22 protein-coding genes and 1 tRNA gene are annotated in these 21,656 nt (G+C 68.7%); 7 read left to right on the forward strand and 16 right to left on the reverse strand.

Going from position 1 to position 21,656, the window contains the following annotated elements; translation table 11 throughout:
* Positions 1 to 33: 33 nt before the first annotated feature.
* The 3 genes from dacB to BLR51_RS02815 form a co-directional block, all read right to left on the reverse strand.
* Positions 34 to 1,530: a D-alanyl-D-alanine carboxypeptidase/D-alanyl-D-alanine endopeptidase gene (gene dacB, locus BLR51_RS02800; protein WP_089843483.1), complete on the reverse strand. Its 1,497-nt coding sequence runs from the start codon at positions 1,528 to 1,530 to the stop codon at positions 34 to 36.
* Positions 1,531 to 1,594: 64 nt separating this feature from the next.
* Positions 1,595 to 2,203 carry a nicotinate-nucleotide adenylyltransferase gene (locus BLR51_RS02805; protein ID WP_089843486.1) on the reverse strand — a complete coding sequence of 203 codons (609 nt, stop codon included), beginning with the start codon at positions 2,201 to 2,203 and terminating at the stop codon, positions 1,595 to 1,597.
* A gap of 1,265 nt (positions 2,204 to 3,468) precedes the next feature.
* The gene (locus tag BLR51_RS02815; protein WP_165616719.1) at positions 3,469 to 5,757 is read right to left on the reverse strand and encodes a methyl-accepting chemotaxis protein; all 2,289 of its coding nucleotides are present in this window, start codon (positions 5,755 to 5,757) and stop codon (positions 3,469 to 3,471) included.
* 237 nt (positions 5,758 to 5,994) lie between these two features.
* Between BLR51_RS02815 and ettA the strand changes: the two genes are divergently transcribed.
* Positions 5,995 to 7,650, forward strand: a complete 1,656-nt coding sequence (gene ettA / locus BLR51_RS02820) for an energy-dependent translational throttle protein EttA (RefSeq protein WP_089843494.1) — start codon at positions 5,995 to 5,997, stop codon at positions 7,648 to 7,650.
* A 243-nt stretch (positions 7,651 to 7,893) separates the two neighbouring features.
* Here ettA and BLR51_RS02825 read toward each other — a convergent pair whose 3' ends face one another.
* Positions 7,894 to 8,373, reverse strand: a complete 480-nt coding sequence (locus BLR51_RS02825; RefSeq protein WP_089843498.1) for a DUF2938 domain-containing protein — start codon at positions 8,371 to 8,373, stop codon at positions 7,894 to 7,896.
* A 279-nt stretch (positions 8,374 to 8,652) separates the two neighbouring features.
* Between BLR51_RS02825 and BLR51_RS02830 the strand changes: the two genes are divergently transcribed.
* Entirely contained in the window at positions 8,653 to 8,859 is a 207-nt protein-coding gene (locus tag BLR51_RS02830) for a cold-shock protein (RefSeq protein WP_089843501.1), read from the forward strand.
* A gap of 121 nt (positions 8,860 to 8,980) precedes the next feature.
* Here BLR51_RS02830 and BLR51_RS27655 read toward each other — a convergent pair whose 3' ends face one another.
* Positions 8,981 to 9,142, reverse strand: a complete 162-nt coding sequence (locus tag BLR51_RS27655; protein ID WP_165616720.1) for a hypothetical protein — start codon at positions 9,140 to 9,142, stop codon at positions 8,981 to 8,983.
* A gap of 208 nt (positions 9,143 to 9,350) precedes the next feature.
* Here BLR51_RS27655 and BLR51_RS02835 point away from each other — a divergent pair, with 208 nt between their 5' ends.
* Positions 9,351 to 10,475: a geranylgeranyl reductase family protein gene (locus BLR51_RS02835; protein WP_089843504.1), complete on the forward strand. Its 1,125-nt coding sequence runs from the start codon at positions 9,351 to 9,353 to the stop codon at positions 10,473 to 10,475.
* Here BLR51_RS02835 and BLR51_RS02840 read toward each other — a convergent pair.
* The 7 genes from BLR51_RS02840 to BLR51_RS02870 form a co-directional block, all read right to left on the reverse strand.
* A complete protein-coding gene (locus tag BLR51_RS02840; protein WP_089843507.1) occupies positions 10,472 to 11,077 on the reverse strand; it encodes a CDP-alcohol phosphatidyltransferase family protein in 606 nt (201 codons plus the stop codon). The genes BLR51_RS02835 and BLR51_RS02840 overlap by 4 nt on opposite strands.
* A gap of 3 nt (positions 11,078 to 11,080) precedes the next feature.
* The gene (locus BLR51_RS02845) at positions 11,081 to 11,776 is read right to left on the reverse strand and encodes a glycosyltransferase family 2 protein (protein WP_230795971.1); all 696 of its coding nucleotides are present in this window, start codon (positions 11,774 to 11,776) and stop codon (positions 11,081 to 11,083) included.
* Positions 11,773 to 12,354 (reverse strand): DedA family protein, encoded by a 582-nt coding sequence (locus tag BLR51_RS02850; RefSeq protein ID WP_089843515.1) that lies wholly within the window; start codon positions 12,352 to 12,354, stop codon positions 11,773 to 11,775. Before BLR51_RS02850 ends, BLR51_RS02845 begins: the two co-directional genes overlap by 4 nt.
* Before the next feature lie 4 nt (positions 12,355 to 12,358).
* Positions 12,359 to 13,474, reverse strand: a complete 1,116-nt coding sequence (locus BLR51_RS02855) for a ceramide glucosyltransferase (RefSeq protein ID WP_375342672.1) — start codon at positions 13,472 to 13,474, stop codon at positions 12,359 to 12,361.
* Between the two features lie 2 nt (positions 13,475 to 13,476).
* The gene (locus BLR51_RS02860; RefSeq protein WP_089843524.1) at positions 13,477 to 14,304 is read right to left on the reverse strand and encodes a UDP-2,3-diacylglucosamine diphosphatase; all 828 of its coding nucleotides are present in this window, start codon (positions 14,302 to 14,304) and stop codon (positions 13,477 to 13,479) included.
* A gap of 210 nt (positions 14,305 to 14,514) precedes the next feature.
* Entirely contained in the window at positions 14,515 to 15,294 is a 780-nt protein-coding gene (locus BLR51_RS02865) for an SDR family oxidoreductase (protein ID WP_089843528.1), read from the reverse strand.
* Positions 15,291 to 15,614, reverse strand: a complete 324-nt coding sequence (locus BLR51_RS02870) for a nuclear transport factor 2 family protein (protein WP_089843532.1) — start codon at positions 15,612 to 15,614, stop codon at positions 15,291 to 15,293. Before BLR51_RS02870 ends, BLR51_RS02865 begins: the two co-directional genes overlap by 4 nt.
* A 99-nt stretch (positions 15,615 to 15,713) precedes the next feature.
* On the opposite strand from BLR51_RS02870, the gene BLR51_RS02875 reads away from it, so the two are divergent.
* Positions 15,714 to 16,628, forward strand: coding sequence for a LysR family transcriptional regulator (locus BLR51_RS02875; RefSeq protein ID WP_089843537.1), 915 nt, complete (start codon positions 15,714 to 15,716; stop codon positions 16,626 to 16,628).
* 160 nt (positions 16,629 to 16,788) lie between these two features.
* Here BLR51_RS02875 and BLR51_RS02880 read toward each other — a convergent pair.
* The 4 genes from BLR51_RS02880 to BLR51_RS02895 form a co-directional block, all read right to left on the reverse strand.
* Positions 16,789 to 16,865 (reverse strand) — tRNA-Arg (locus BLR51_RS02880).
* A 95-nt stretch (positions 16,866 to 16,960) separates the two neighbouring features.
* Complete coding sequence (locus tag BLR51_RS02885; protein ID WP_089843540.1) at positions 16,961 to 18,343, reverse strand: sensor histidine kinase; 1,383 nt, start codon at positions 18,341 to 18,343, stop codon at positions 16,961 to 16,963.
* Positions 18,344 to 18,362: 19 nt separating this feature from the next.
* The gene (locus tag BLR51_RS02890; protein WP_089843544.1) at positions 18,363 to 19,787 is read right to left on the reverse strand and encodes a dihydrolipoyl dehydrogenase family protein; all 1,425 of its coding nucleotides are present in this window, start codon (positions 19,785 to 19,787) and stop codon (positions 18,363 to 18,365) included.
* A 17-nt stretch (positions 19,788 to 19,804) separates the two neighbouring features.
* Entirely contained in the window at positions 19,805 to 20,554 is a 750-nt protein-coding gene (locus BLR51_RS02895) for a TVP38/TMEM64 family protein (protein WP_242656624.1), read from the reverse strand.
* Between the two features lie 276 nt (positions 20,555 to 20,830).
* Between BLR51_RS02895 and rpmH the strand changes: the two genes are divergently transcribed.
* Genes rpmH through yidD form a run of 3 tightly spaced genes read left to right on the forward strand, consistent with a single transcriptional unit; the run spans position 20,831 to position 21,652 of the window.
* Positions 20,831 to 20,965: a 50S ribosomal protein L34 gene (gene rpmH, locus BLR51_RS02900; RefSeq protein ID WP_008884025.1), complete on the forward strand. Its 135-nt coding sequence runs from the start codon at positions 20,831 to 20,833 to the stop codon at positions 20,963 to 20,965.
* Positions 20,966 to 20,981: 16 nt separating this feature from the next.
* Positions 20,982 to 21,434 (forward strand): ribonuclease P protein component, encoded by a 453-nt coding sequence (gene rnpA, locus BLR51_RS02905; protein ID WP_089843548.1) that lies wholly within the window; start codon positions 20,982 to 20,984, stop codon positions 21,432 to 21,434.
* Positions 21,431 to 21,652, forward strand: a complete 222-nt coding sequence (gene yidD / locus BLR51_RS02910) for a membrane protein insertion efficiency factor YidD (RefSeq protein ID WP_089843553.1) — start codon at positions 21,431 to 21,433, stop codon at positions 21,650 to 21,652. Before rnpA ends, yidD begins: the two co-directional genes overlap by 4 nt.
* Positions 21,653 to 21,656: the final 4 nt, after the last annotated feature.

Consider the following 21,656-nt stretch of genomic DNA (forward strand, 5'->3'; position numbering starts at 1 on the left):
GGCGGGCAACAGCCCCGCCCCCGCCGTCATGGCTCAGCTGCCGTAAAGCACGGCCCAGCGTTCGATCAGATCCTGCTGCAGCCCCTTGGCGCGGCGGTTCCACGCAGCGCCCCCTTCCGGACGCTCCATCTCGGCGCGCGACAGCGCGTCCCGCCGGGGCAGATCGGCGCAGAAGATGGCGAACACCATCTGCCGCCCGTCCCGCGTATCCACAAATCCCGCAAGACCGCTGACAAAGTTCAGCGTGCCGGTCTTGGCCTGCACCGTCAGCGGAGAATTGGGGATCGGCCGCCCCCGGCTGTCCAGCAGCGGGAAAGGCTTCATCATCGGCTTCAGCGGCAGGCGCTGGTTGACCTGCAGCAGGGCCTGCGCCATGTCCTGTGCCGAAATCCGGCTCTGCGGCCCCAGCCCGGAATGATCCACCAGCGCCACATCGCCCAGCCCCAGCCGCGCCTTGGCCCAGCCGTTCATCTGCCCCGCCGACTCGCGCAGACCCACCGCCCGGCCCAGACGGGCGCGCGTGGTCCACATGCCCACGACCTCGGCGGTCAGATTGGTGGAAAACTTCAGCATGTCGCGCAGCACGACCGACAGCGGCGCGCTGCTGTGCCGTGCCAGCGCGGTCCCGGCCGGAGGGGCGGCGATGACCTGCGGCGCGGGCAGGCGCAGCCCCTGCTCAGCGGCCAGCGCCTGCAGCACCTCGCCCGCATAAAGCTCGGGCTTGCGCACCGGCAGCCAGCGGGCGCCGCCACTGCCCAGCGCGCCGCGCGCCACGGTCCAGTCATCGAACCCGCCGCCATCGGCATAGGTGTAAAGCGGGGCATCCCGCGCCACCAGCCCCATGCGGGCCATCCGCACCGCAGGCCGCCGCGTGGCCGAAGGCGCATCCATGCTCACCTGATAGCCGTCACCGCCGCGGCGCCATTCGAAATGCACCCGGTTGTAATTCAGGTTCAGCGCCGACACGGCGGGGTTGTAGCCCACATGTTCCGGCTGGTCCGGATCGATGGCGCGCGCATAGGGCAGCGCGCCGCCGCAGACCAGAAACCGGCCCGTGACCCCGCGCAGGCCCGCGGCCTTCAGCTGTGCCGCAAGCGCCGCCAGCCCGTCCGTGTCCAGCGTCGGATCGCCGCCACCATTCAGCACCAGATCGCCCGCCACCATGCCATCGGTCACCGGCCCCGTGGCCAGCACCTCCGTGGCAAAGCGGAAATCGGGCCCCAGCGTGTCCAGCGCATAGGCAGAGGTCAGCGCCTTGGCGACGCTGGCCGGGGGCTGGCCCCGCTGGCCCTGATGGTCCTCCAGCAGCCGCCCCGAGGCGGCATCAAGCACCGCAAAGCCGACGCTGCCGCCCAGCCCCGCGCCGTCGATCAGCTCGTCCACCGAGGTGAGCCCGCGCAGGCGGATATCCTCCCCCCGCGCCACCGGGCGGAGCGAGGCCTGAGGCGCGCCAGCACAGGCGGCAGTGGACACAAGCCCCGCCGCAAGGGCGGAGCCAAGAAAGGCACGGCGGGAAACTACGGATGTCATGGCGCGATCTAACCTCAGCCCCGGCGCGGCGACAAGCGGTGCCCGTCCCTGCCGCGATCACATTTCATTCGGCCCGCGCCGCGCGCAGCTGGGTAGAGCTGAGCGCGATCATGGGCATGTTGACAAAGCACCATGCGGGCGCGGCGGCCAGCGCCAGCCGCGGGGCCGCGCGTTCCGGCAGGCGCGCGCCGCGATAGACGCTGGCCGCCACGGAGTCGCGCGCGGCCATGCGGCTGCCGGGGCGGGCCAGCACCCCGACCGGCACGCCGGTCATGATGCTGTGCCAGTCCTCCCAGCGGTGCAGCTGGGCCAGATTGTCCGCCCCCATCAGCCAGACGAACCGCACCCCCGGAAAGCCGTGGCGCAGCAGGGCCAGCGTGCGCGCGGTGTGGCGCGTGCCCGCCAGCGCCTCGATGCCGCTGACGATGACCCGGGGGTCGCTCATCAGCCGCCGCGCCGCCGCGATCCGCTCGGCCATGGGCGCCGGGCCCTGCGGCTTGAGCGGATTGCCGGGGCTGACCAGCCAGATCACCCGGTCAAGCTGAAAGCGCTTCAGCGCTTCGCGCGTGATATGCACATGACCGGCATGGGGAGGGTCGAAAGACCCGCCCAGCAATCCCACCCGCTGCCCCGCGCGCAGGGAAAACCCCGTCTCATATGCGTTCCAGCGCATCGCGCCTTCCTTTCCGTCTGGCCCTTCAGGGCGAGATGCAGAAAGAGACCGGAACACGGGATCATTCAACCCGAAACTGATCCCGGCCAGCAGGGACCGCCCGCCTCTGGACGGCGCAGCACAGGCCGCCCGGTGGCCAATCGGGCCAGTTCCACCACGCCGTCCCTGCAAAAAACGCCCCGTGCCAGACTGGCAGACGAGCGCCGCAGGATGCCGCCACGGAGCCAGCCTCCCGGGGCCGCGAACCGGAAGGCCGGGGCCTGTGGCGCAAGGGCCATGGCTGGAAGGACACCAGCACGGGCGCCAGGCCCCGCCCCTGACGGCGGCAACCTCGCCGAAAAGCGCGCCCGAAGGTCACGCCAGCTCCGCGGTGCACGGATGCAAAGGGCACCAGCCGCGCGGCAGCCCCGCAGAGGCGATGCGGTGGCAGGATGGTCAGCGCCACGGTCCATGCAGGGCCCACAGCGCAGCACCGGCTCTGCGGCGCAGCGCGCGTGACCAAACCCGCAGAGCGACCGCAGCCGCAAGCCCCTCGGGTTGCCCTTGCCAACCAGCTCGGCTGCGCGCTCAGGACGCGCCCGCGCCCGCAGCCTCAAGAGCGGCAGGGAGCACCCGACACGCCCCAGCAGAAATTCCCCTAGGCCTCGTCGCGGCAGAGCATCGCCTTTTCTGCCGCAGAGCTTGCCATGATGATCGACGAAGCGCGCGCACTGGGCGCGCCGGTCAAGCATCACAACGAACACCTGTCGCATAAGGTCGGCACCGCGAGGCGCGAGGCGCGAGGCACGAGGCACGAGGCACGAGGCACGAGGCACGAGGCACGAGGCACGAGGCACGAGGCACGAGGCACGAGTGATTTTCCAGCGTTGCAGAACGGGATCAAGCCCCAGCAGGCCCGCCCCGACAGTCTTTGCCTTTCTCCACCCCTCCGCCCTCACTCGGCCTGATCCTGCATATATGCCGAAGCCTTGTCTGTCCCCATCTGCCCGACTGCTGCCTGCCCAATGCCTATGCAGGAGCCCCCTGTCGGCTCCCGTCCGTCCGTCGGGACCTTGTCTGACCGAACCCCGCCGGAGCGACAGCGTTTGGCGATCTTCCCCTCTTGATCGCACCCCGTCCCTGCCACGGCTCGCTCCGGTTGCGCTGCCAGAGCTTTGCTCCGGTTGCCCTGCCAGGATCCCGCCCCCAGCGCCCGTGACACCCACCCCATGGACCCCTTGCCAACAGGCCTTGCGCCCGGCGGATAAAGCCCGCGCGGGAGGGTGTCAGAACTCCTGCCACACTGCACTGCCCGCGGCCTGCCGCATCGGCAGGGCCATCGGCACGGGCGGCGGCAGCGACCGGTCCTGCGCCGCATCCACCTGCCACGCGGCGGCAGCGGTCGACAGCCCCGCCTCATTGCCGCTGTCAAAGCGCGCCACCAGATCTCCCAGCCGTCGCGCATGCCCCAGCAGTTCCAGCGTTGCGGCGGCGCTTTGCTCCGCCATGGCGGCGTTCTGCTGGGTGACCTCGTCCAGCATGGCGATGCCGCTGTTGATCTCGGTGGTGGCGGTGGCCTGCTCGCCCGCGCTCATGGCGATGTCGCGGACCTTTTCCGCTGCGGCGGTGATCTGCGCCAGAATCGTCTCGATGGACTGGCCCATTTCCGACACCAGCTTCACCCCGGCGCTGACCGTCGCACCGGAGGAGGCGACAAGGCTGCGGATCTCGGCCGCGCTTTCGGAGGAGCGCTGCGCCAGCGCCCGCACCTCCGAGGCGACCACGGCAAAGCCCCGCCCCACCTCTCCGGCCCGCGCGGCCTCGACCCCTGCATTCAGCGCCAGAAGGTTGGTCTGGAAGGCGATATCCTCCATGACGCGGATGATCTGCCCGATCTGCTGCGACGAGGTCTCGATCCCGGCCATGGCAGCGAAGGTGCGCCCCCGCACCTCTTCGCCGCGCTCCGCCTCGCGCCGGGCGGCGTCGATGGCGGCGACGATGGCACCCGCGCCTTCTGCCGTCGATCTGGAGGTCGAGGCCATTTCCTCCATCGCGGCTGCCGTCTGCTCCAGCGTGGCGGCCTGGGTTTCGGTCCGCCGCGACAGCTGGTCGGTTCCCGAACTCAGGCCGCTGGCGCTTTCTCCGATCGCCGCCGCGCCGGAATGCAGATCCGCCACGATGTCGCGCAGGGCATCCACGGTGGCGTTGAAATCGCGGCGCAGCGGCTCGTAAGCCTCGCCCATCGGCGTCTCCAGCCGGCAGGTCAGCTTGCCCCTCGCCAGTTCGGAAAGCGCGGCGCTGAGCCGGTCGGTGACCTCGCGCTGCTGGGCAAGATGGTGGTCCTGCGCCGCAGCCGCTGCCTGTCCGCTGACCAGTTCCGCCCTGAACCCGTCAAGCGCGCGAGCGATGTCCCCCAGTTCATCGGGGGCCAGAACCTCCTGCCGAAGCCCGTCAAAATCGCCGCCGGACATGTTCTGGACCCCCCGCGCCATCAGCGCGATCCGCCGCGTCACCATGCGCGCCACCAGAAAGGCCAGAATCAGCACCACCGCCGAGGCCAGCGCCAGCCCGATGACGGTCAGCCGCCAGAGCGTGGCCGGCCCCGCCTCCGCCTCGGAAAGATCCTGTTCCAGCACGAATCCCCATTGCGTGCCGGCAAGGTTCAGCACGCTGGTCAGGCTGACCACCGGCTGCCCGGACAGTCCGACACTGCCGCGCAGCGTGACCGTCCGGCCCTCCGCGGCGGCAAGGATCTGCGGCGTGGCGGGCAGCGGCGCCAGCGTCTGGTAGCTTTGCGCCGCGCCGATCGCGTTCAGCGCCTGCCCGTCCTCGCTGACCGCATAGACCCGCCCGGTCAGCCCCAGCAGGCTGGAGGAATCCAGCACCTGCGCCATGCGGTCAAGCGGCACCTGCAGCGCCACCACTCCCAGCGGGCGCCCTGCGCGGCCAAAGATCGGCGTCGCGGCGAATTTGGCCGCCGCCCCGGCACTGGGCTCATAGGCGGCGACGTCGGAATGATACACCTCGCCCTCCATCCCGGCGGCAGCGGCCCGGAACACATCGCCCAGCCCACTTTGCGCATGTGGCCCGGTCAGGACATTGGTGGCGAAATCGCGTTCCTTGAACACGGAATAGACAAGATTGCCGTGCTCATCAAAAAGGAACAGGTCGTAATAGCCGCCCTGCCTCTGGAAACTGCGCAGGCCGGGGTGATAGTCCTTGTGGCTGCGGCTCCAGGCGGAACCGTCGGAGGCCACGTCCAGCTCGTCCTTCTTGCCTACGGGATGCGGATTCTCGTCGATATAGGCGGCGGTCAGCAGCGCGCCCGGATCCTCCCCCATCCGCTCCCACGCGGCGGAGAACCGCTGCAGCGCCTCGCGCACCGAGGGCGTGGTGGCCAGCACCGTCAGATCCGAGCCGATGGACTCCAGCCAGCCCTGCAGCGCCTTTTCGCGTTCGCCAAGCAGCTGGCGGAAGCCGTTTTCCTGCTGCCGCCGCAGCTGTTCCGCCGCCAGATGATAGACCATCCCGCCGACCAGCATCGTGCACAGCAGGCAGGGAAGGCCGATCATCATGGGCATTTTATGGATCAGTCTGAGCCGTCTCCAGAACCGGAGCGGCTTTTGCACCTTTGCAGACAAGATGGTCCCTCCGCGACTGGCGGGCCTCCCCGCAATGCCGCAGCTTATGCAGACCGGCCGCTACGATTCCCTTAACAGTCGCGGGCTTTTCAGCCGATCTGCGCCGCAAAGCCATTTGCATTCGCCCTGTCCGGTGCGATACAGGCGCCGTCGCATGAACCGGAGGATCCGATGGCCAGCTATCAGTATGTCTACCACATGGAAGGCGTTTCCAAGACCTATCCGGGCGGCAAGAAATGTTTCGAAAACGTCCGTCTCAGCTTCCTGCCCGGCGTCAAGATCGGTGTCGTGGGCGTCAACGGCTCGGGGAAATCCACGCTGCTGCGCATCATGGCCGGCATGGACAAGGATTTCAGCGGCGAGGCATGGGCCGCCGAGGGCGCGAAGGTCGGCTACCTGCCGCAGGAGCCCGAACTTGACCCCAATCTTGACGTGCGCGGCAACGTCATGCTGGGCGTGGCGGCGAAACAGGCCAAGCTCGACAAGTACAACGAACTTGCGATGAATTACTCGGACGAGACCGCCGACGAGATGGCGGCGCTGCAGGACGAGATCGACGCGCAGAACCTGTGGGATCTGGACAGCCAGATCGACATCGCCATGGAGGCGCTGCGCTGCCCGGCGGACGATGCCGATGTCACCACCCTGTCGGGCGGCGAAAAGCGCCGCGTCGCGCTGTGCCAGCTGCTGCTGGAAGCGCCCGACATGCTGCTGCTCGACGAACCGACCAACCACCTTGATGCCGAAACCATCGCGTGGCTGCAGAACCATCTGGTGGAGTACAAGGGCACGATCCTGATCGTGACCCACGACCGCTACTTCCTTGATGCCATCACCGGCTGGATCCTCGAACTCGACCGGGGCCGCGGCATCCCCTACGAGGGCAACTATTCCAGCTGGCTGGACCAGAAGGCCAAGCGCCTGCTGCAGGAAGCCCGCGAGGACAAGGCCAAGCAGAAGACGCTGGAACGCGAACTGGAATGGATGCGGCAGGGCGCCAAGGCGCGTCAGGCCAAGTCCAAGGCGCGGATCCAGTCCTATGAGAAGCTGGCCGACCAGTCGGTGCGCGAACGCGTCGGCAAGGCGCAGATCGTCATTCCGAACGGCGAGCGGCTGGGGGCCAAGGTTCTGGAGCTTGAGAACGTCAAGAAGGCGATGGGCGACAAGCTGCTGATCGAGAACCTGTCCTTTGCCCTGCCCCCCGGCGGCATCGTCGGCGTGATCGGTCCGAACGGCGCGGGCAAGTCGACCCTGTTCAAGATGATCACCGGTCAGGAACAGCCTGACGAGGGCACCATCACGCTCGGCAACACCGTACAGCTGTCCTATGTCGACCAGTCGCGCGACGATCTGGACCCCGATGCCAACGTCTGGGAAGCGATCTCGGGCGGGGCGGAACTCATCAAGCTGGGCGATGCGGAAATCAACTCCCGCGCCTATTGCGGTGCCTTCAACTTCAAGGGCACCGACCAGCAGAAAAAGGTGGGCCTGCTGTCGGGCGGCGAACGCAACCGCGTGCACATGGCGCGGCTGCTGAAAGAGGGCGGCAACGTGCTGCTGCTCGACGAACCGACCAACGACCTGGACGTGGAAACCCTGCGGGCGCTGGAAGACGCGCTGGTGGATTTTGCGGGCTGCGCCGTGGTCATCTCGCACGACCGGTTCTTCCTTGACCGGATCTGCACGCATATCCTCGCCTTCGAAGGCGACGCCCATGTGGAATGGTTCGAAGGCAACTTCGAGGATTACGAAGAAGACAAGAAGCGGCGGCTTGGCACCGACGCGCTGGAACCGAAACGGGTGAAGTTCAAGAAATTCACCCGCTGATCCGCGACAATCCGCCGGTTTCCCGAAGACGAGACCTTTCCCCGTGCACGTTGTCGTGCGCGGGGATTTTCGTGACGGCGGCGGAGGAATACCTGACCTGACAGGCGGATGGCGTGGTGCCATCCTGCCGCAACCCTGACCCTTATCCCTGACCGGAGCCCGACATGACCCCGCATCCCGCCCCTTCGCAGCCGCAACAGCCGGAGCCGGAATTCCGCTTCACCGACTGGGCCATGCTCTAGGTCAGGCGAAAAGCCACGCTGCCGCCCACATGCCAAGCGCAAAGACGGTATGCGCCACCAGCCCCATCGCCCGCCCCTTCCAAGGGGTGGGCGTGCGCGACAGGGCCCAGCCCAGCCCCATGCCGGGATGCAGCAGGAACCAGCCCGCCGCGATGGTCACCAGCGAAAAGATCCAGAGCGGCAGGAACACCGGATCGGCCAGCCAGCCCCGCCCTGCCAGCAGCAGGAACGCGACGCCGTAGATGGCGCCGACCACGTAGTGAAAGACCCAGCCGATCGCCACCTCGCCGGGCACAGGCTCTGCCGTGGCGATGCTGTCGTGAAACACCCGGCCCCGGGGCAGATGCGCCACCCAGCGGCCTGGGTTGCGCCATGCGGGTTTGGGCATGCCTGCGGCCAGATGCAGCAGCAGCCCCCACAGGTCCATGGCGACCGTGCCGCCAAGCCCCATCACGATCCCCAGCCAAAACAGGTCCAGCATGTCCCTCTCCCTTTTCCCGGGGTCGACATGACCTCAGGGCAGGCGCCGATGCAAGCGTGCAAAGGCGCCAGACAGGGCTGGACAGACCGGCGGAGCCCGCCGGATTCCCGCGAATCCTCTTGAGATTTTGCCGATTTCATGCGAGTCTCTTGCCCGCTAGAACTCTATTCGACGACCAAGTTCCCTATCCGGCACGCAGTCATTCGAACCAGACGTGACTAAGCCGCGCTGTCGCACTCCCGCGGGCAGCACCGACAGGAACTTGAAAGGGTCAAACCCATGGCAACTGGCACCGTGAAGTGGTTCAACACCACCAAGGGCTACGGCTTTATCGCTCCCGATGGCGGCTCCAAGGACGTTTTCGTCCACATCTCCGCGGTCGAGCGTTCGGGCCTCACCGGCCTGAAGGACAATCAGAAGGTCACTTATGACCTGCAGGCAGGCCGGGATGGCCGCGAAAGCGCCATCAACATCCAGCTCGCCTAATTCGGTTCAGGTGGGGCGCCCAGCCCCGCAAGGAAGGGGCGGTCCACCGGGGCCGCCCCTTCTGTTATAGCAAGGTGCCGGGTTTGACCACCGGTCAAAGCCGCGTTCTGAAAAAGAATGGTCAGAACTTCCGGCGCGCCAGCCGCAGCGCCTGCGACACAAGCTGCGCCTTGCCGCTGCGCCCGCGCTTGACCGGCTGGTGCCGCACCGGGCGGTTCGCGCCGCGCATCTTGTGGCTGGCAAAGGCCTGAGCGGCCCGGCGAACGATCTTTCCAAGCGACATGCGGATCTCCTTCCTGTGGATCTGCGGCCCCATGGGGGCGATGCCGATCAACGGCTGGATGCAGGAATGGGTTCCCCAAGGCCCAGCCCTGCCGAATTTCGGCGCAGACCCGCCGGAAAACGCTTCCCCCCGACCATGCCCATGCGCGAGATTGCGCGCAGAGAGCCCCGCATTTCGGCTCCCGCCCTTTTTCCGGAGCAGCCCCGCCATGTCCGCGCCCCGCTATGACCTTGTGGTGATCGGCGCCGGCCCGGCGGGATCGGCGGCGGCGCTTTGCGCGGCGCGGGCGGGGCTGCGCGTGGCGCTGGTGGACAAGGCGCGCTTTCCCCGGGTGAAGCTCTGCGGCGGGCTGGTCACGGGCCGTGCGCTGCGGGCGCTCCGCCAGCCGCTGCCCGCCGACCTGCTGGAACGCCGCGACAGCCTGTCGTTTTTCGACCGTGGCGCCCCGCTTGGCCAGATCACCGGCGGCCCCCCGGTCTACCTGACCACCCGGCTGGGGCTTGACGCGCATCTGCTGGCGCAGGCGCTGCAGGCCGGGGCGGAGGATTTCACCGGACATTCCGTGGCGGGCCTTGCGCCCGGTTTCGTGCAGCTGCGCAACGGGCCCGCGCTGCGGGCCCCGCTGATCCTTGGTGCGGACGGGGTGAACAGCGCGGTGGCGCGGCATCTGTTCGGGCGCGCCTTCGATCCCGCCACCATCGGCTTTGCGCTGGAAATCGAGGCGCCGCCGTCGGAGGATCAGAGCCTGCAGGTGGATTTTGGTGTGGCGGCGTGGGGCTATGGCTGGCGCTTCGCCAAATCCGGCAGCACCACCATCGGCCTGGGTGGGCTGCAGGCGCGCAATCCCGACATGAAGGCGCGGCTGGCGGCCTATCTGGCGCTGCTCCCCGATCAGGCGGGGGCGCGGGTGATGGGCCATCACCTGCCCTTTGGCGAGCTGCGCCGGGTGCCGGGGCGCGGGCGGATGCTGCTGGCGGGCGATGCGGCGGGGCTGGTCGATCCGATCACCGGCGAAGGCATCGCCCATGCGCTCCTGAGCGGCCATCTGGCGGCAGAGGCGGTGATCGCCGCCCTGGCCGCAGGACGCCCCGACAGCGCCCTGCCCCGCTATGCCCGCGCGCTGGCCCCCACGCTGCGCGCGCTGCGCCACGCCCGGATGCTGCGCCCGCTGGTGTTTTCCGACCGTTGCGGCGGGCTGTTCCGGCAGGCCTTTCGCGACTCCGCCACGATGAAACTGCGCTACATGGATCTGCTGGCCGGAGAGGTGGACTATGCCGCCCTGCTGCGCCGGGCCGCGTGGCGCCTGCCGCTCCGGCTGCTGCGGGGGCGCTAGCCGAACATCCGCCAGCCCGCCAGCAGGCGCAGCGCCGTGGTGACGGCGCAGGCCGCGGCAAAGATCAGCGCCAAGGGCGCAAAGGCCGGCGGAAACAGGCAGAAGGCCACGAAAAGCGCGATGGTCTCTGCCCCTTCGGTCAGGCCGCCCAGATAGTAAATGCCCTTGCTGGGATAGTCCGCCGCTTTCAGCCCGCGCCGGTCCGCGATCAGCGAAAAGGCCAGAAAGGACGATCCCGTGCCGATGAAGCTGGCAATCAGCACCGCCGCAGGCAGCGCGTTCGCGGCGGGATCGGCAAGCGCAAATCCCAGCGGAAACAGCGCGTAGAACAGGAAATCCAGCGCGATGTCCAGAAAGGCGCCGCGATCCGTGGGGCCCGCCAGCCGCGCCACGGCCCCATCCAGCCCGTCCGCCAGCCGGTTGGCCAGCAGCCCCGCCAGCGCCAGCAGCGGCAGACCCGCCGCCGCAGCCCCCACCGCCAGCAGCCCCAGCGCGAAGCCCGCCAGCGTAAGGGTGTCCGCCCGCACGCCCTGCCCATGCAGGTGCTGCGCCAGCGGCTGCAGCAGGCGCCGCTGCACCGGGGCAAGCCTTGCGTCGAACATGGGTTACGGCAGGCGGCGGGCGCGCAGCGCCATGACCTGCCGCAGCGTCTCGCGCGGGGGCACGGTGCGGAAGATGTCGCCCAGCATCGCCACATCGGCGCGGATCCCCGCCACCCAGCCGCCGCGCTTGGCATGTTTCCACGGGCTTTCGACCTCGGGCCAGCGCACCACGGCGACCTGCAGCCCCGCCTCCAGCCAGAGCCGGTTGATGAACACCTCCAGCCCGAAGCGTGGCAGGGCGCGCAGCCGGTCGGTGCGCCCGGTCAGCAGCGCGCGCGGCATCACCCGTTCGCCCGAGATGTAGTCGATGCCGATCAGCCGCCAGATCAGCGGCGCGTTGCGGCGCAGGCTGATCGCGGCCCCGGCGCGGCCCGACAGCACCGGCTCTGCCAGCGCGGTGATCTGTGCGGCATCAAGGCCCAGCAGATCACTGTCCAGCAGCAGCAGGCAGCGGCCCTCTGCCGCCTCGATGCCCGTGGCCACGGCGCGGCTCTTGCCGCCGTTCTGCGGCTGACGCAGCACGCGCAGCTGCGGATGCTGCGCCAGATACCGCTCCGCCACCTCCGCCGTCTCGTCCTGCGATCCGTCATCCACCACGATCACCTCGGTGATGAGCGGATGCGCCAGCACCGCCTCCAGCACCGCGGCGATGCGCGGCGCCTCGTTATAGGCGGGGATGATGCAGCTCAGCTCGGTCACCGGCGCAGGCCCTTGACGCTTTTGCGGAACACCCATGCCGCCCCGGCCAGCACCATGGCGCCCATCACCACCAGCGAGGCGCGGGCGATCCAGTTGTCGATCTGGCTGTAGGCGGAGCCCAGCGTGTAGCCCAGCACAACGAAGAACAGGCTTTTCGGGATGGTGGCCAGCAGGTTGACCCAGAAGAACCGCCACAGCGACATGCGCGCCAGCCCCGCCGCCACGAGGATCGGCGCCCCGGCGGTATGGGTCAGCTTGCCAAAGACCAGCGTGCGGCCGCCTTTTTCGTGGAAATGCCCCGCCAGCGAGGCCAGTCGGACCCGGTTCAGCCCCAGCTTCACCAGCCAAGGCTGCGGCAGGCGGTTCAGCCCCCAGCGCCCCAGCGCGTAATACAGCATGTCGCCCACGATATCGGCGACGATGACCACGATGGCCACGCTCCAGATGTCCAGCAGGCCACGGCTGGCCAGCCATGCGGCGATGACCGTGACGATGGGGCCTTCCAGCATCGCGATGGGTGCAAGAATCGCGAGGCCGTCCTTCACGATCAGCGCGGTTACCGTTTCTAGTCCGATCACACCGTTACTCCGACGTGCCGGAAATCCGCTCCGGCGTCATATCCGTGCCGCGCCAGGTGATGCCGCGCCCTGCCCATGTGGCGATCCACAGCGGCAGCAGCAAGAGGTCACGCAAAATCATCGCGGCCAGATCCCGCGCCCCGGCGGGCCAGCCCGCAAGCCGGGCCAGTCCCAGTTCCGCCATATACCAGAGCAGCATCAGTCCTGCCAGAGCAGGCACCAGCGGCACAACGCCCGTCAGGCCAAGTCCCGCCACCGCGACCAGCGGCAGGACCGGGCCCTGCGCGATCTCGGCCAGAAACAGCATCGGGAAGCCGTCGCGCCGCACCCGCGACCAGCGCAGCTGCCGGTCCCAGACGCTGCGGGCGGTGCGATGCCCCACCGGCTGCGCAAAAAGCCGCTGCGCCAGCCGCACCCGCAGCCCCTGCCCGCGCACCAGCCGGGTGGAGGCCACGTCTTCGGCCAGCTTGCGCCCCAGCGCGGCCAGCCCGCCGCCCGCCTCCAGCACCTCGCGGCGCCAGAACAGCGTCTTGCCCTGCGCAAAGCCCTGCCCCAGCTCGTCCGCCGCCAGCTGCCAGCGCGCCTGGGAACTGTTCAGGAAGGCGCATTCCACCGCCCCCCAGAAATTCGCCGGGCGCGTGCCCACCGGCGGGGCCGAGACCAGCCCGGTATCCTCGCGCCAGACCGCCATCAGGCGGCGCAGATAATCGCGGTCCAGCAACAGGTTGCTGTCGGTCATCACCAGCCAGTCGCTGGTGGCGGCCTCGTAGCCCTTGAACAGGTTGTTGAGCTTGGGATTGCCCGACAGCCGCGTGTCGCCGATCAGAAGCTGCGCCCGCACCTGCGGATGGTCGGCGATCAGCCGCCGCACCAGCGGCACGGCGGCGTCACTGTCGCGCGCGGCGCAGAAGATCACCTCGTAATCGGGGTAATCCTGCTCGAAGGAGGACCTCAGGGTTTCCTCGTCAAAGGCATCCAGCCCGCAGATCGGGCGGATCAGCGACAGGGACGGCAGGTGCCGGGGTTCGGGCGGCTCGGGCCGCAGATAGCGCAGGGCGGCCAGTGCAGCACTCAGCAGATGCACGGCAAGGGTGAAGGCCAGAATGCCTGCCAGCAGCAGCGTCACGTCGCAGCCCCCCCGGCCAGTGCGCCCCCTTCGGCAGAGGTGCCGCTGCTGGGGCGGCTTGCCGGAACCGGCACCCGCTCATAGGCCAGAAGCTGCAGGCGCCCGTCAAAATCCTCGACCAGCGCGGTCAGGCTGTCGACCCAGTCGCCGCAATTGGCATAGGTCATCTGGCCATGCGTGCGCACGCCCGGCTTGTGGGAATGGCCGCAGATCACCCCGGTGGCGCCTGCCGCCTCGGCGAGCTTGGTCAGCTTGGTTTCGAACCCGTCGCCCATGGCCAGCATGTTGTAAGACCACGCATAGATCCGGTCGATGAAGCTGCGTTCCCAGTCGGTGAGCCCGGCGCGGCGGCGCATCCAGCCATCCACCTGCCGCATGCTGGCGTCGATGCGGCTGCCCAGCCGGGTCATCAGATGCCAGCGCAGGAAGCGCGGATCGCACTGGTCGCCATGCAGCACCAGATAGCTGCGGCCATCGGCGGCGCGGTGCAGGGCGGCCTCGCAGATCTCCCAGCCCTCGACCCGGGCGCCGGGGGTGCGCATCGCCGCATCGTGGTTGCCGGGCAGATAGACCACCCGCGTGCCACGGGCCGCGCGCGCGCGCAGATCGCCCAGCACTGCATCATGACGCGGGGTCCAGTGCAGGCGCCCGCCATGCCACAGGTCGAAGATGTCCCCCACCAGATAGATCGTCTCGGCCTCGACCCCGCGCAGAAATTCCTGAACCGGTCCGACCCGGCAGGCCCGCGCGCCCAGATGAAGGTCCGAGATGAAGAGACTGCGATACGATTTGGGGGCATTCCTGCCAACGGAACGGGATGGCATCCGGGCCTCTTCCTTCGTTATGCGCCCGCGTTATCGCGGCTTCGTGTATCGTGCATGTGACGATATCTGGCGAGAAACGCGAAGCCTTGTCCGTTGGTTCCGCACTGCGGCAAGATTTTCGCAGCCACAGGACCGCCGAAAGGGCGCGCGGGGCATCCACCCCGCACGCCCGCGCAAAAGGAAACGCCCCGCCCGGCGCGGGGCCCTGCATCACACCGTCGGCACCGTGCCGCCGTCGATGGTGTATTCCGCGCCGCTGATCGTGGGCGCGCGGTCAGAGACCAGAAAGGCGATGAGGCTCGCGACGTTCTCGGGGCTGGACGGGCGGCCAAGCGGAATGCCCCCCAGCGACTGCATGATCAGAGCCTTGCCGCCCTCGTAATCGGTGCCCGCCTCGGCAGCCAGCCGCTCGGCCAGCCGGACCGAGGCATCGGTCTCGATCCAGCCCGGAGAGACCCGGACCACGCGGACGCCTTTCGGGGCCACCTCTTTCGACAGGCTCTTGCTGTAGGTGGACAGCGCCGCCTTGGCCGCCGCATAGGCGGTGGTGGCTTCCGGCAGGGGCAGCACGCTCTGGATCGAGGTGACGTGGATCACCACCCCCCGCCCCCGCGCCACCATCCCGGGCAGCAGGGCGCGGTCCAGCCTGACCGCCGGGAACAGGTTCAGATCCAGTTCGCGGTGCCAGATCTCGTCGGTCAGCGCGGCATGGCCGCCACCCGGGGCAGAGGATCCGCCCAGCATGTGCACCACGATGTCGATCTCGCCCAGCCGGTCATGGACGGCCTGCGCGACACTGGCGCAGCCTTCGGGGGTGGTCAGGTCGGCGGCCACGAACAGCGCCGGATCAACCCCCTCCGGCAGCGTCCGCGCCGTGGTCAGCACGGTCGCGCCAAGCTCGCGCAGCAGCGCCACGGTGGCCGCCCCGGCGCCCTGCGTGCCGCCGGTGACCAGCGCCCGCGCCCCGGTCAGGTCGAGAAAGCCGCTCATCCGCGAATCTCCAGCCGCGAGATCCGGTCGCCCGCCAGCGCAAAGGTGAAGGTCAGGACCGCAGGGCTGCCCGGAAAGGTGCCGGTGACTTCGGCGCGGACCACCGACCCGCCCTCGGTGACGCTCTGCTCCAGCGGGGTGGCGGTGGCGGCATAGTCGGCCTTGGCCTTCTGCCACCACGCACGGATCGCCTCCGGCCCCTGATGGGTCTTGCCTTCGTCATGGACGATGGCATCGGCGGCAAAGGTCTGGGCCAGCGCCGCGCCATCACCGCGCGCATCGGCCTCGAAATAGCTCTGAATCGGCTCGGGAAGGTTCATTGGTCCACTCCTTGTCTTGGTTGCCCTCCCTATCTACCCCTTGCCCGGCATCCCGATTAGAGGGACAAAGCGGCATGCGCTGATGAGGGAACCGGGATAATGCGGGGCGTCGGGCTGAAAGATCTGGAGGCCGTGCTGGCCATCGCGCGCAACGGTTCGTTCCGGGCGGCGGCGCTGGATCTGGACATGTCCAGCACGGCGCTGTCCCACGCCATCGCGCAGCTGGAATCCGGGCTGGGGGTGCGCCTCTTCAACCGCACGACGCGCAGCGTGGCCCTGACCGAAGCGGGGCGGCAGTTCGTGGACCGGATCGGCCCCGCGCTGTCGGACATCGGCACCGCGATGGAGGAAGCGCGGTCGCAGGCCGAAACGCCCTCGGGCATGGTCCGCATCAATGCCTCGGCCTTGGCCGGGCAGCAGATCCTCTCCGGTCTGGTGCTGGAGTTCCTGCGCCGCTATCCCAAGATGCAGGTCGATCTGGCCACGGACGAGCGGCTTGTCGACATCGTGGCGGAAAATTTCGACCTTGGGGTCAGGGTGCGCGATCTGGTGCCCAGCGACATGATCGCCCTCTCGCTCGGGCATCCGCAGCGCTATGCCGTGGTGGCCTCGCCCGACTACTTCGCCCGTCACCCGCCGCCGCAGAATCCCGCCGATCTCAAATCCCATGCCTGCCTGCGGGCGCGCCTGCCCAACGGGGCGCTGTTCCGCTGGCATTTCGAACGGCAGGGCGAAACGGTGCTGGTCGACGTGCCCGGTCGGCTGACGCTGGACGAGGCCGGCGTGGCGCGGCGCGCCGTGCTGGAGGGGGCGGGAATCGGGATTTTCCTAGAGCAGAGCGTGGCGGACGATCTGGCCGCCGGGCGGATGATCCGCTGTCTGGAGGACTGGACGCCGCCGCGGTCGGAGCTTTGCCTCTATTATCCCGGTCGGCGCCATCCCTCTGCCGGGGTCGCGGCCTTTCTCGCGCTGGCGCGCGAGGTCACGTCGCAGCAGCGCCAGCCCCGCAGCTGATCCGGAAGGCCAGACAGCAAAAAGCCGCGCGGAGCACCGGCGCGGCGGATGGACGGCTGAATGAAAGGAGGGAATAAGTGTGCTGGATGTTTGGGAAATCTGCCTGACTATCGATCAGACGGGCTTTCCCGTTTATTCCCGCCACCTTCCTGGAGGAAGGTGGCGGACCGAGGAGGATTCGAACCCCCGACCCCTTGATTCGTAGTCAAGTACTCTATCCAGCTGAGCTATCGGTCCGTGAGGGCGGGGATAGACTCAGTGCGGAGGGGATGCAAGAGACAATCTGAAGGTTTTTTGAAAGAAGCTGCCTGCCCTTGCGGCAGCTTCTGCATTTATCCCACATCGCCCATGGGCAGGCGGATTTCAAAGCTGGTGCCGGTCTCGCCGGTGTCCAGCAGGCGCAGCGTGCCGCCATGATTGCGCACAAGCTCCGTCACGATGGCCAGACCCAGCCCCGCGCCCCCCTTGCGCGCGCCGCCCTGAAACGGCTGGAACAGATGTTCGCGCGCCTTCAGCGGCAGGCCGGGCCCGGTATCGGTCACGTCGATCACCCATGCGTCTTCCTCGACCCGCGCGGCGACCGAGATCTCGCCGCTCTGCCCCGAGCCCAGAATCGCCTGCCGCGCGTTGCGCACCAGATTGGCGATGGCGCGGTAGATCTGTTCGGGATCGCCGCGAATCTGCAGCGTGGCGGGGATATCCTCGGACAGCGACAGATCATGGTCGCCGATGGCCAGCCGCTCCGCCTCCAGCACCTCGTTGACCAGCTCCGCAAGGTTGAACTGGGTCAGCACCGGCGTCGGCTCTTCGGCCTTGCCGAAGGCCAGCGTGCTTTCGCACAGGGACACGGCACGGGTGATGGAGCCCACCAGCTTCGGCGCCATGCGCTTGACCGCCGGATCCTCGGACATCTCGATACGGTCGGTAAAAAGCTGCGCCGAGGTCAGGATGTTGCGCAGGTCATGGCTGACCCGCGCCACGGCCCCGCCCAGCTGGGCCAGCCGTTCCTTCTGCCGCAGCGACTGCGACAGCTGGGTCTGCATGGACTGCAGCGCCTCCTCCGCCTCGCGCAGTTCGCGCACGCGCGACGTGGGCGAGATTATGCGCCGCATGTCCTCCGGCGCCTCGGCATAGCGCTGCATATGGCCCACCACGCTTTTGATCGGGCGCACCAGCAGGCGCTGCACCGCCAGAAACAGCAGCAGCGCCGCCACCAGAGAGATGAAGGCCGACAGCACCAGCACCCGCAGGCCATAATCCAGCAGCGCCTCGCGCAGCGGCGCGCTTTCCATCGTGACCTCGATCAGCTCGCCGCCATCCTGCTGCGGATAGCCCAGCACCCGGATCAGCCGCGGCCCCGGATCGGCCAGCCGCACCATCGCGTCCTTCATCAGCGTGAAAGGCCCGTCCTGCCGCAGATCATAGGTGACATCGACAGAGCCGGGCAGCGGCGAGGACAGCACCAGTTCGCGCGTGGCGTCGCGCTGCAGCACCACGTTATAGACGCCCGCGTTTTCCAGAAGCTCCCGTTCCAGATCGGGGTCGATCATGGCATCGGCCAGCAGCGCCAGCGAGGCGATCTGCGCCCGTTCCAGCCGGTCGAGCAGAAAATCCGCGCGGAACCGCGCGACCGAGGGCACAAAGATCAGCACTTCGGCCAGCATCACAAAGACCATTGTGAGGATCAGGAAGCGGCCGGACAGCGAATTGAACATCTGGATGCGTCTTGGACCTTCAGGGCAGCATGCGTTGCACCAGTCGTGTGGCTGATTTGACCACACGGGACTGGAACAATCGAGGAGCGAAATAGGTTCCTGCCGCGCGTTTGTTAAGCTCTGTCAGCGTGGGATAGGGCGCGACCATGCCCGCGACCTGGCCGATCTTCAGCCGCGCGGACAGCGCCAGCGCCCAGAGCCCGATCAGCTCTCCGGCCTGCGCGCCCGCGATGGACACGCCCACCGGACGGCCCCGATGCACCATCAGCTTCAGCAGCCCGGTGGTCTGGCGCCCGGCGATGGCGCGGTCATTGTGATGCAGCGGCTCGCGGATCACCTCCAGCGCCGTGCCATAGCGCAGACGGGCCTGCGCCTCGGTCAGGCCGACCTGCGCCAGTTCGGGGCGGGTATAGGTGGCGCGCGGCACGATGTCGGGCCGCACCCGGGCGGGCAGGCCGAACAGCACCGCGCGCAGCACGATGCCCGCGTGATAGCCCGCCAGATGGGTGAACTGCCCCTGCCCCGCCACATCGCCCACCGCATAGACGCGGCGGTTGGTGCTGCGCAGCCGCGCATCGGTGCGGATGCCCTGCGGCCCGGTCTCGATCCCTGCGCGGTCCAGATCCAGCCCCTCCAGCGCGGGGCGCCGCCCCGTCGCCACCAGCAGATGCGAGCCCGCCACCTGCCGCCCGTCCGCCAGCCGCAGCGCCACGCCGTCGTCCTGCGCCGACACCTCGGTCACCGCCTGCCCTTCCAGCAGCGTCACGCCATCGCCGCGCAGCGCGTCCAGCACGACCGCCGCCATCTCGCCATCCTCGCGGGCCAGCGCGCGCTTGGCCTCCACCACCGTGACGCGGCTGCCCAGACGGCGGAAGGCTTGCGCCATTTCCAGCCCGATCGGCCCGCCGCCCAGAATCAGCAGATGCTCGGGCAGCCGGTCCAGATCCCACAGCGTTTCATTGGTAAGGTAGGGCACCGTCTCCAGCCCCGGCAGCGGCGGGATCAGCGGCTTTGACCCGGTGGCCAGCACGATGCGGCGGGCGCGGATCACATGCGGCCCCGCCTGCACCTCGTCCGGCGACAGGAACCGCCCCGAATGGCGCAGCACGGTGACGCCCAGCCCCTCGAACCGTTCCTGACTGTCCATCGGCTCGATCCGGGCGATGCTGTCGCGGATATGCGCGCGCAGCCCGGCCCAGTCGATCCGCGCGGGCGGCAGGATCACACCGAACATGTCCGCCCCCACCGGCGCATGAGCCCGGTCGGCGGCGGCGATCAGCGCCTTGGACGGCACGCAGCCGAAATTCAGGCAGTCGCCGCCCATCAGCCCGCGTTCCAGCAGCACCACGCGCGCGCCCATCTGCGCCGCCCCGGCCGCAACCGAAAGCCCGCCAGAGCCCGCGCCGATCACCAGCAGATCGGTCTCCATCCTGTGGCCTGTCATGCCTGCTCCTGCCTGCCTTACACCTGTCCGCGTCCGCGGATCATCCTGATCAACATGGGCAGTGCCGCCAGCAGGGCAAGCCCCAGCACCGGCCCCAGCACCGCGGGCGACCACAGGATCGACAGATCCGGCGTCTCGCCCCGGTCGAACACGGCGCCCACCCCCACGCCAATCGAGGTGAAGACCAGCGCGCCCGGCACGATGCCCACCGCCGTGGTCCATGCAAAATTGCGCAGCCGCACCCCCACCAGCGCAGGCAGCAGATTCGCCACGAAAAACGGCACCACCGGCAGCAGGCGCAGCAGCAGCAGCACGCTGACCTCGTTTTCCGCCAGCCGGGCCTTCAGCCGCGCCAGCGTGCCGTCAGAGGCTGAAATCCGCGCCGCCAGCGCCCGCCCCAGCCCGGCCCGCGCCGCGACAAAGATCAGCACCGCGCCAATCGTGGCCGCCGTGACGTTCAGCGCCGTGCCCGCCGCCAGCCCGAACAGAAACCCGCCCGTCACCGACGCGACCGAGGCGCCGGGCAGCGAAAACGCCACCATCAGCACATAGGCTGCCAGAAACCCCGCCACGACCAGCGGGTAATTGGCATCGCGCAGCGCCAGCAGCCCGTCGCGATGCGTGCGCAGGGTGTCAAAGCTGATCTGGTCGCGCAGCAGCACGGCGCCCGTGACCGCCCCCACGGCGATCAGGACCAGCGGCAGATGCCGCAGCAGCGCCCGCGACGAGGAAACGGTCTGGCTCATGCCGCGCAGGATGCGCCGCATCCGACTTCTGCGCGAGCCCCCTCACGCGAGCTTGATCGCGGCATGGCCAAAACCGCCATCTTGGCCAAGAATGTTGCCGCCCCCGCCCCGAAGAGGTTTGACATGCGGCGCCCGTCTCCCTATAGCCCAGTCCTCGAATGACATCGGGCCCGGCGATTCCGCTTCGGGCCCGCCTGCACAGGATGGCCGGAGACGGATCATGCGGTTCAGGCATCCCTGTAGACACGAAGACACCGCGGTCTCCCTCGGAGACCCGATCAGACGGAGAAGAGCGCGATGAAACGCACCTTTCAGCCTTCGAACCTTGTTCGCAAGCGCCGCCACGGCTTCCGCGCCCGCATGGCCACCAAAGGTGGTCGCGCGGTCCTGAACGCCCGCCGGGCGCGCGGCCGCAAGCGGCTCAGCGCCTGAGCCGCGCGCTCTGCCCATGGCGGAGCGAGGCCCCCATCCATCCGCGAAGGCCGCTTCGGGCAGCACCCGGGCGGCCTTTCCGCTTGGCCTGCCCACGACCCCGGACCCGGAGCGCCCCTTGGTGACACCGCTGGAGATCCTGCGCAAACGCGCTGATTTTCTGGCGGCGGCTCGGGCGCGGCGGATGCCCGTGGCGTCGATGCTGGTGCAGGCGCGGTTCCGCGACGACGGATCGCCCGCGATCCGCGTAGGCTTCACCTGTTCCAAGAAGGTGGGCAACGCGGTGGCGCGCAACCGGGCAAAACGGCGGCTGCGCGAAGTGGCGCGGCTGGTGCTGCCCGGCCTTGGCCGTCCCGGCTGGGATTACGTGCTGATCGGACGCGCCGGCGCCACTGCCGAGCGCGATTTCCTGCTGATGCAGGGCGATGTGGCCTTTGCCCTGCGCAAGCTGCACAAGCCGGGTCCATGACCCCGCTGGCGCGCCTTGCCGCCCTGCCCGTGCATGCCTACCGGCTGGTGTTTTCGCCTTGGGTCGGGCATGGCTGTCGCTATCAGCCGACCTGTTCCGCCTATGCGCTGGAGGCGCTGGACAAGCATGGCGCGCTGCGCGGAAGCTGGCTCGCGCTGCGCCGCATCCTGCGCTGCCACCCTCTGGGCGGGTCCGGCATCGACAACGTCCCCGACTGAGGTA

The sequence above is a fragment of the Salipiger marinus genome (genome assembly GCF_900100085.1).
GTDB lineage: Bacteria > Pseudomonadota > Alphaproteobacteria > Rhodobacterales > Rhodobacteraceae > Salipiger > Salipiger marinus.

Excerpts from the sequence above, each read along its gene's own strand:
- rnpA (WP_089843548.1), top strand. The coding sequence starts at position 20,982 with ATGGCGGAGCGAGGCCCCCATCCATCCGCGAAGGCCGCTTCGGGCAGC.
- rpmH (WP_008884025.1), top strand. The coding sequence starts at position 20,831 with ATGAAACGCACCTTTCAGCCTTCGAACCTTGTTCGCAAGCGCCGCCAC.
- BLR51_RS02805 (WP_089843486.1), bottom strand. The coding sequence starts at position 2,203 with ATGCGCTGGAACGCATATGAGACGGGGTTTTCCCTGCGCGCGGGGCAG.
- BLR51_RS02825 (WP_089843498.1), bottom strand. The coding sequence starts at position 8,373 with ATGCTGGACCTGTTTTGGCTGGGGATCGTGATGGGGCTTGGCGGCACG.
- BLR51_RS02895 (WP_242656624.1), bottom strand. The coding sequence starts at position 20,554 with ATGCGGCGCATCCTGCGCGGCATGAGCCAGACCGTTTCCTCGTCGCGG.
- BLR51_RS02885 (WP_089843540.1), bottom strand. The coding sequence starts at position 18,343 with ATGTTCAATTCGCTGTCCGGCCGCTTCCTGATCCTCACAATGGTCTTT.
- dacB (WP_089843483.1), bottom strand. The coding sequence starts at position 1,530 with ATGACATCCGTAGTTTCCCGCCGTGCCTTTCTTGGCTCCGCCCTTGCG.
- yidD (WP_089843553.1), top strand. The coding sequence starts at position 21,431 with ATGACCCCGCTGGCGCGCCTTGCCGCCCTGCCCGTGCATGCCTACCGG.
- BLR51_RS27655 (WP_165616720.1), bottom strand. The coding sequence starts at position 9,142 with ATGTCGCTTGGAAAGATCGTTCGCCGGGCCGCTCAGGCCTTTGCCAGC.
- BLR51_RS02860 (WP_089843524.1), bottom strand. The coding sequence starts at position 14,304 with ATGCCATCCCGTTCCGTTGGCAGGAATGCCCCCAAATCGTATCGCAGT.
- BLR51_RS02875 (WP_089843537.1), top strand. The coding sequence starts at position 15,714 with ATGCGGGGCGTCGGGCTGAAAGATCTGGAGGCCGTGCTGGCCATCGCG.
- BLR51_RS02815 (WP_165616719.1), bottom strand. The coding sequence starts at position 5,757 with ATGATGATCGGCCTTCCCTGCCTGCTGTGCACGATGCTGGTCGGCGGG.
- BLR51_RS02865 (WP_089843528.1), bottom strand. The coding sequence starts at position 15,294 with ATGAGCGGCTTTCTCGACCTGACCGGGGCGCGGGCGCTGGTCACCGGC.
- BLR51_RS02890 (WP_089843544.1), bottom strand. The coding sequence starts at position 19,787 with ATGACAGGCCACAGGATGGAGACCGATCTGCTGGTGATCGGCGCGGGC.
- BLR51_RS02840 (WP_089843507.1), bottom strand. The coding sequence starts at position 11,077 with ATGTTCGACGCAAGGCTTGCCCCGGTGCAGCGGCGCCTGCTGCAGCCG.
- BLR51_RS02835 (WP_089843504.1), top strand. The coding sequence starts at position 9,351 with ATGTCCGCGCCCCGCTATGACCTTGTGGTGATCGGCGCCGGCCCGGCG.
- BLR51_RS02870 (WP_089843532.1), bottom strand. The coding sequence starts at position 15,614 with ATGAACCTTCCCGAGCCGATTCAGAGCTATTTCGAGGCCGATGCGCGC.
- BLR51_RS02830 (WP_089843501.1), top strand. The coding sequence starts at position 8,653 with ATGGCAACTGGCACCGTGAAGTGGTTCAACACCACCAAGGGCTACGGC.
- ettA (WP_089843494.1), top strand. The coding sequence starts at position 5,995 with ATGGCCAGCTATCAGTATGTCTACCACATGGAAGGCGTTTCCAAGACC.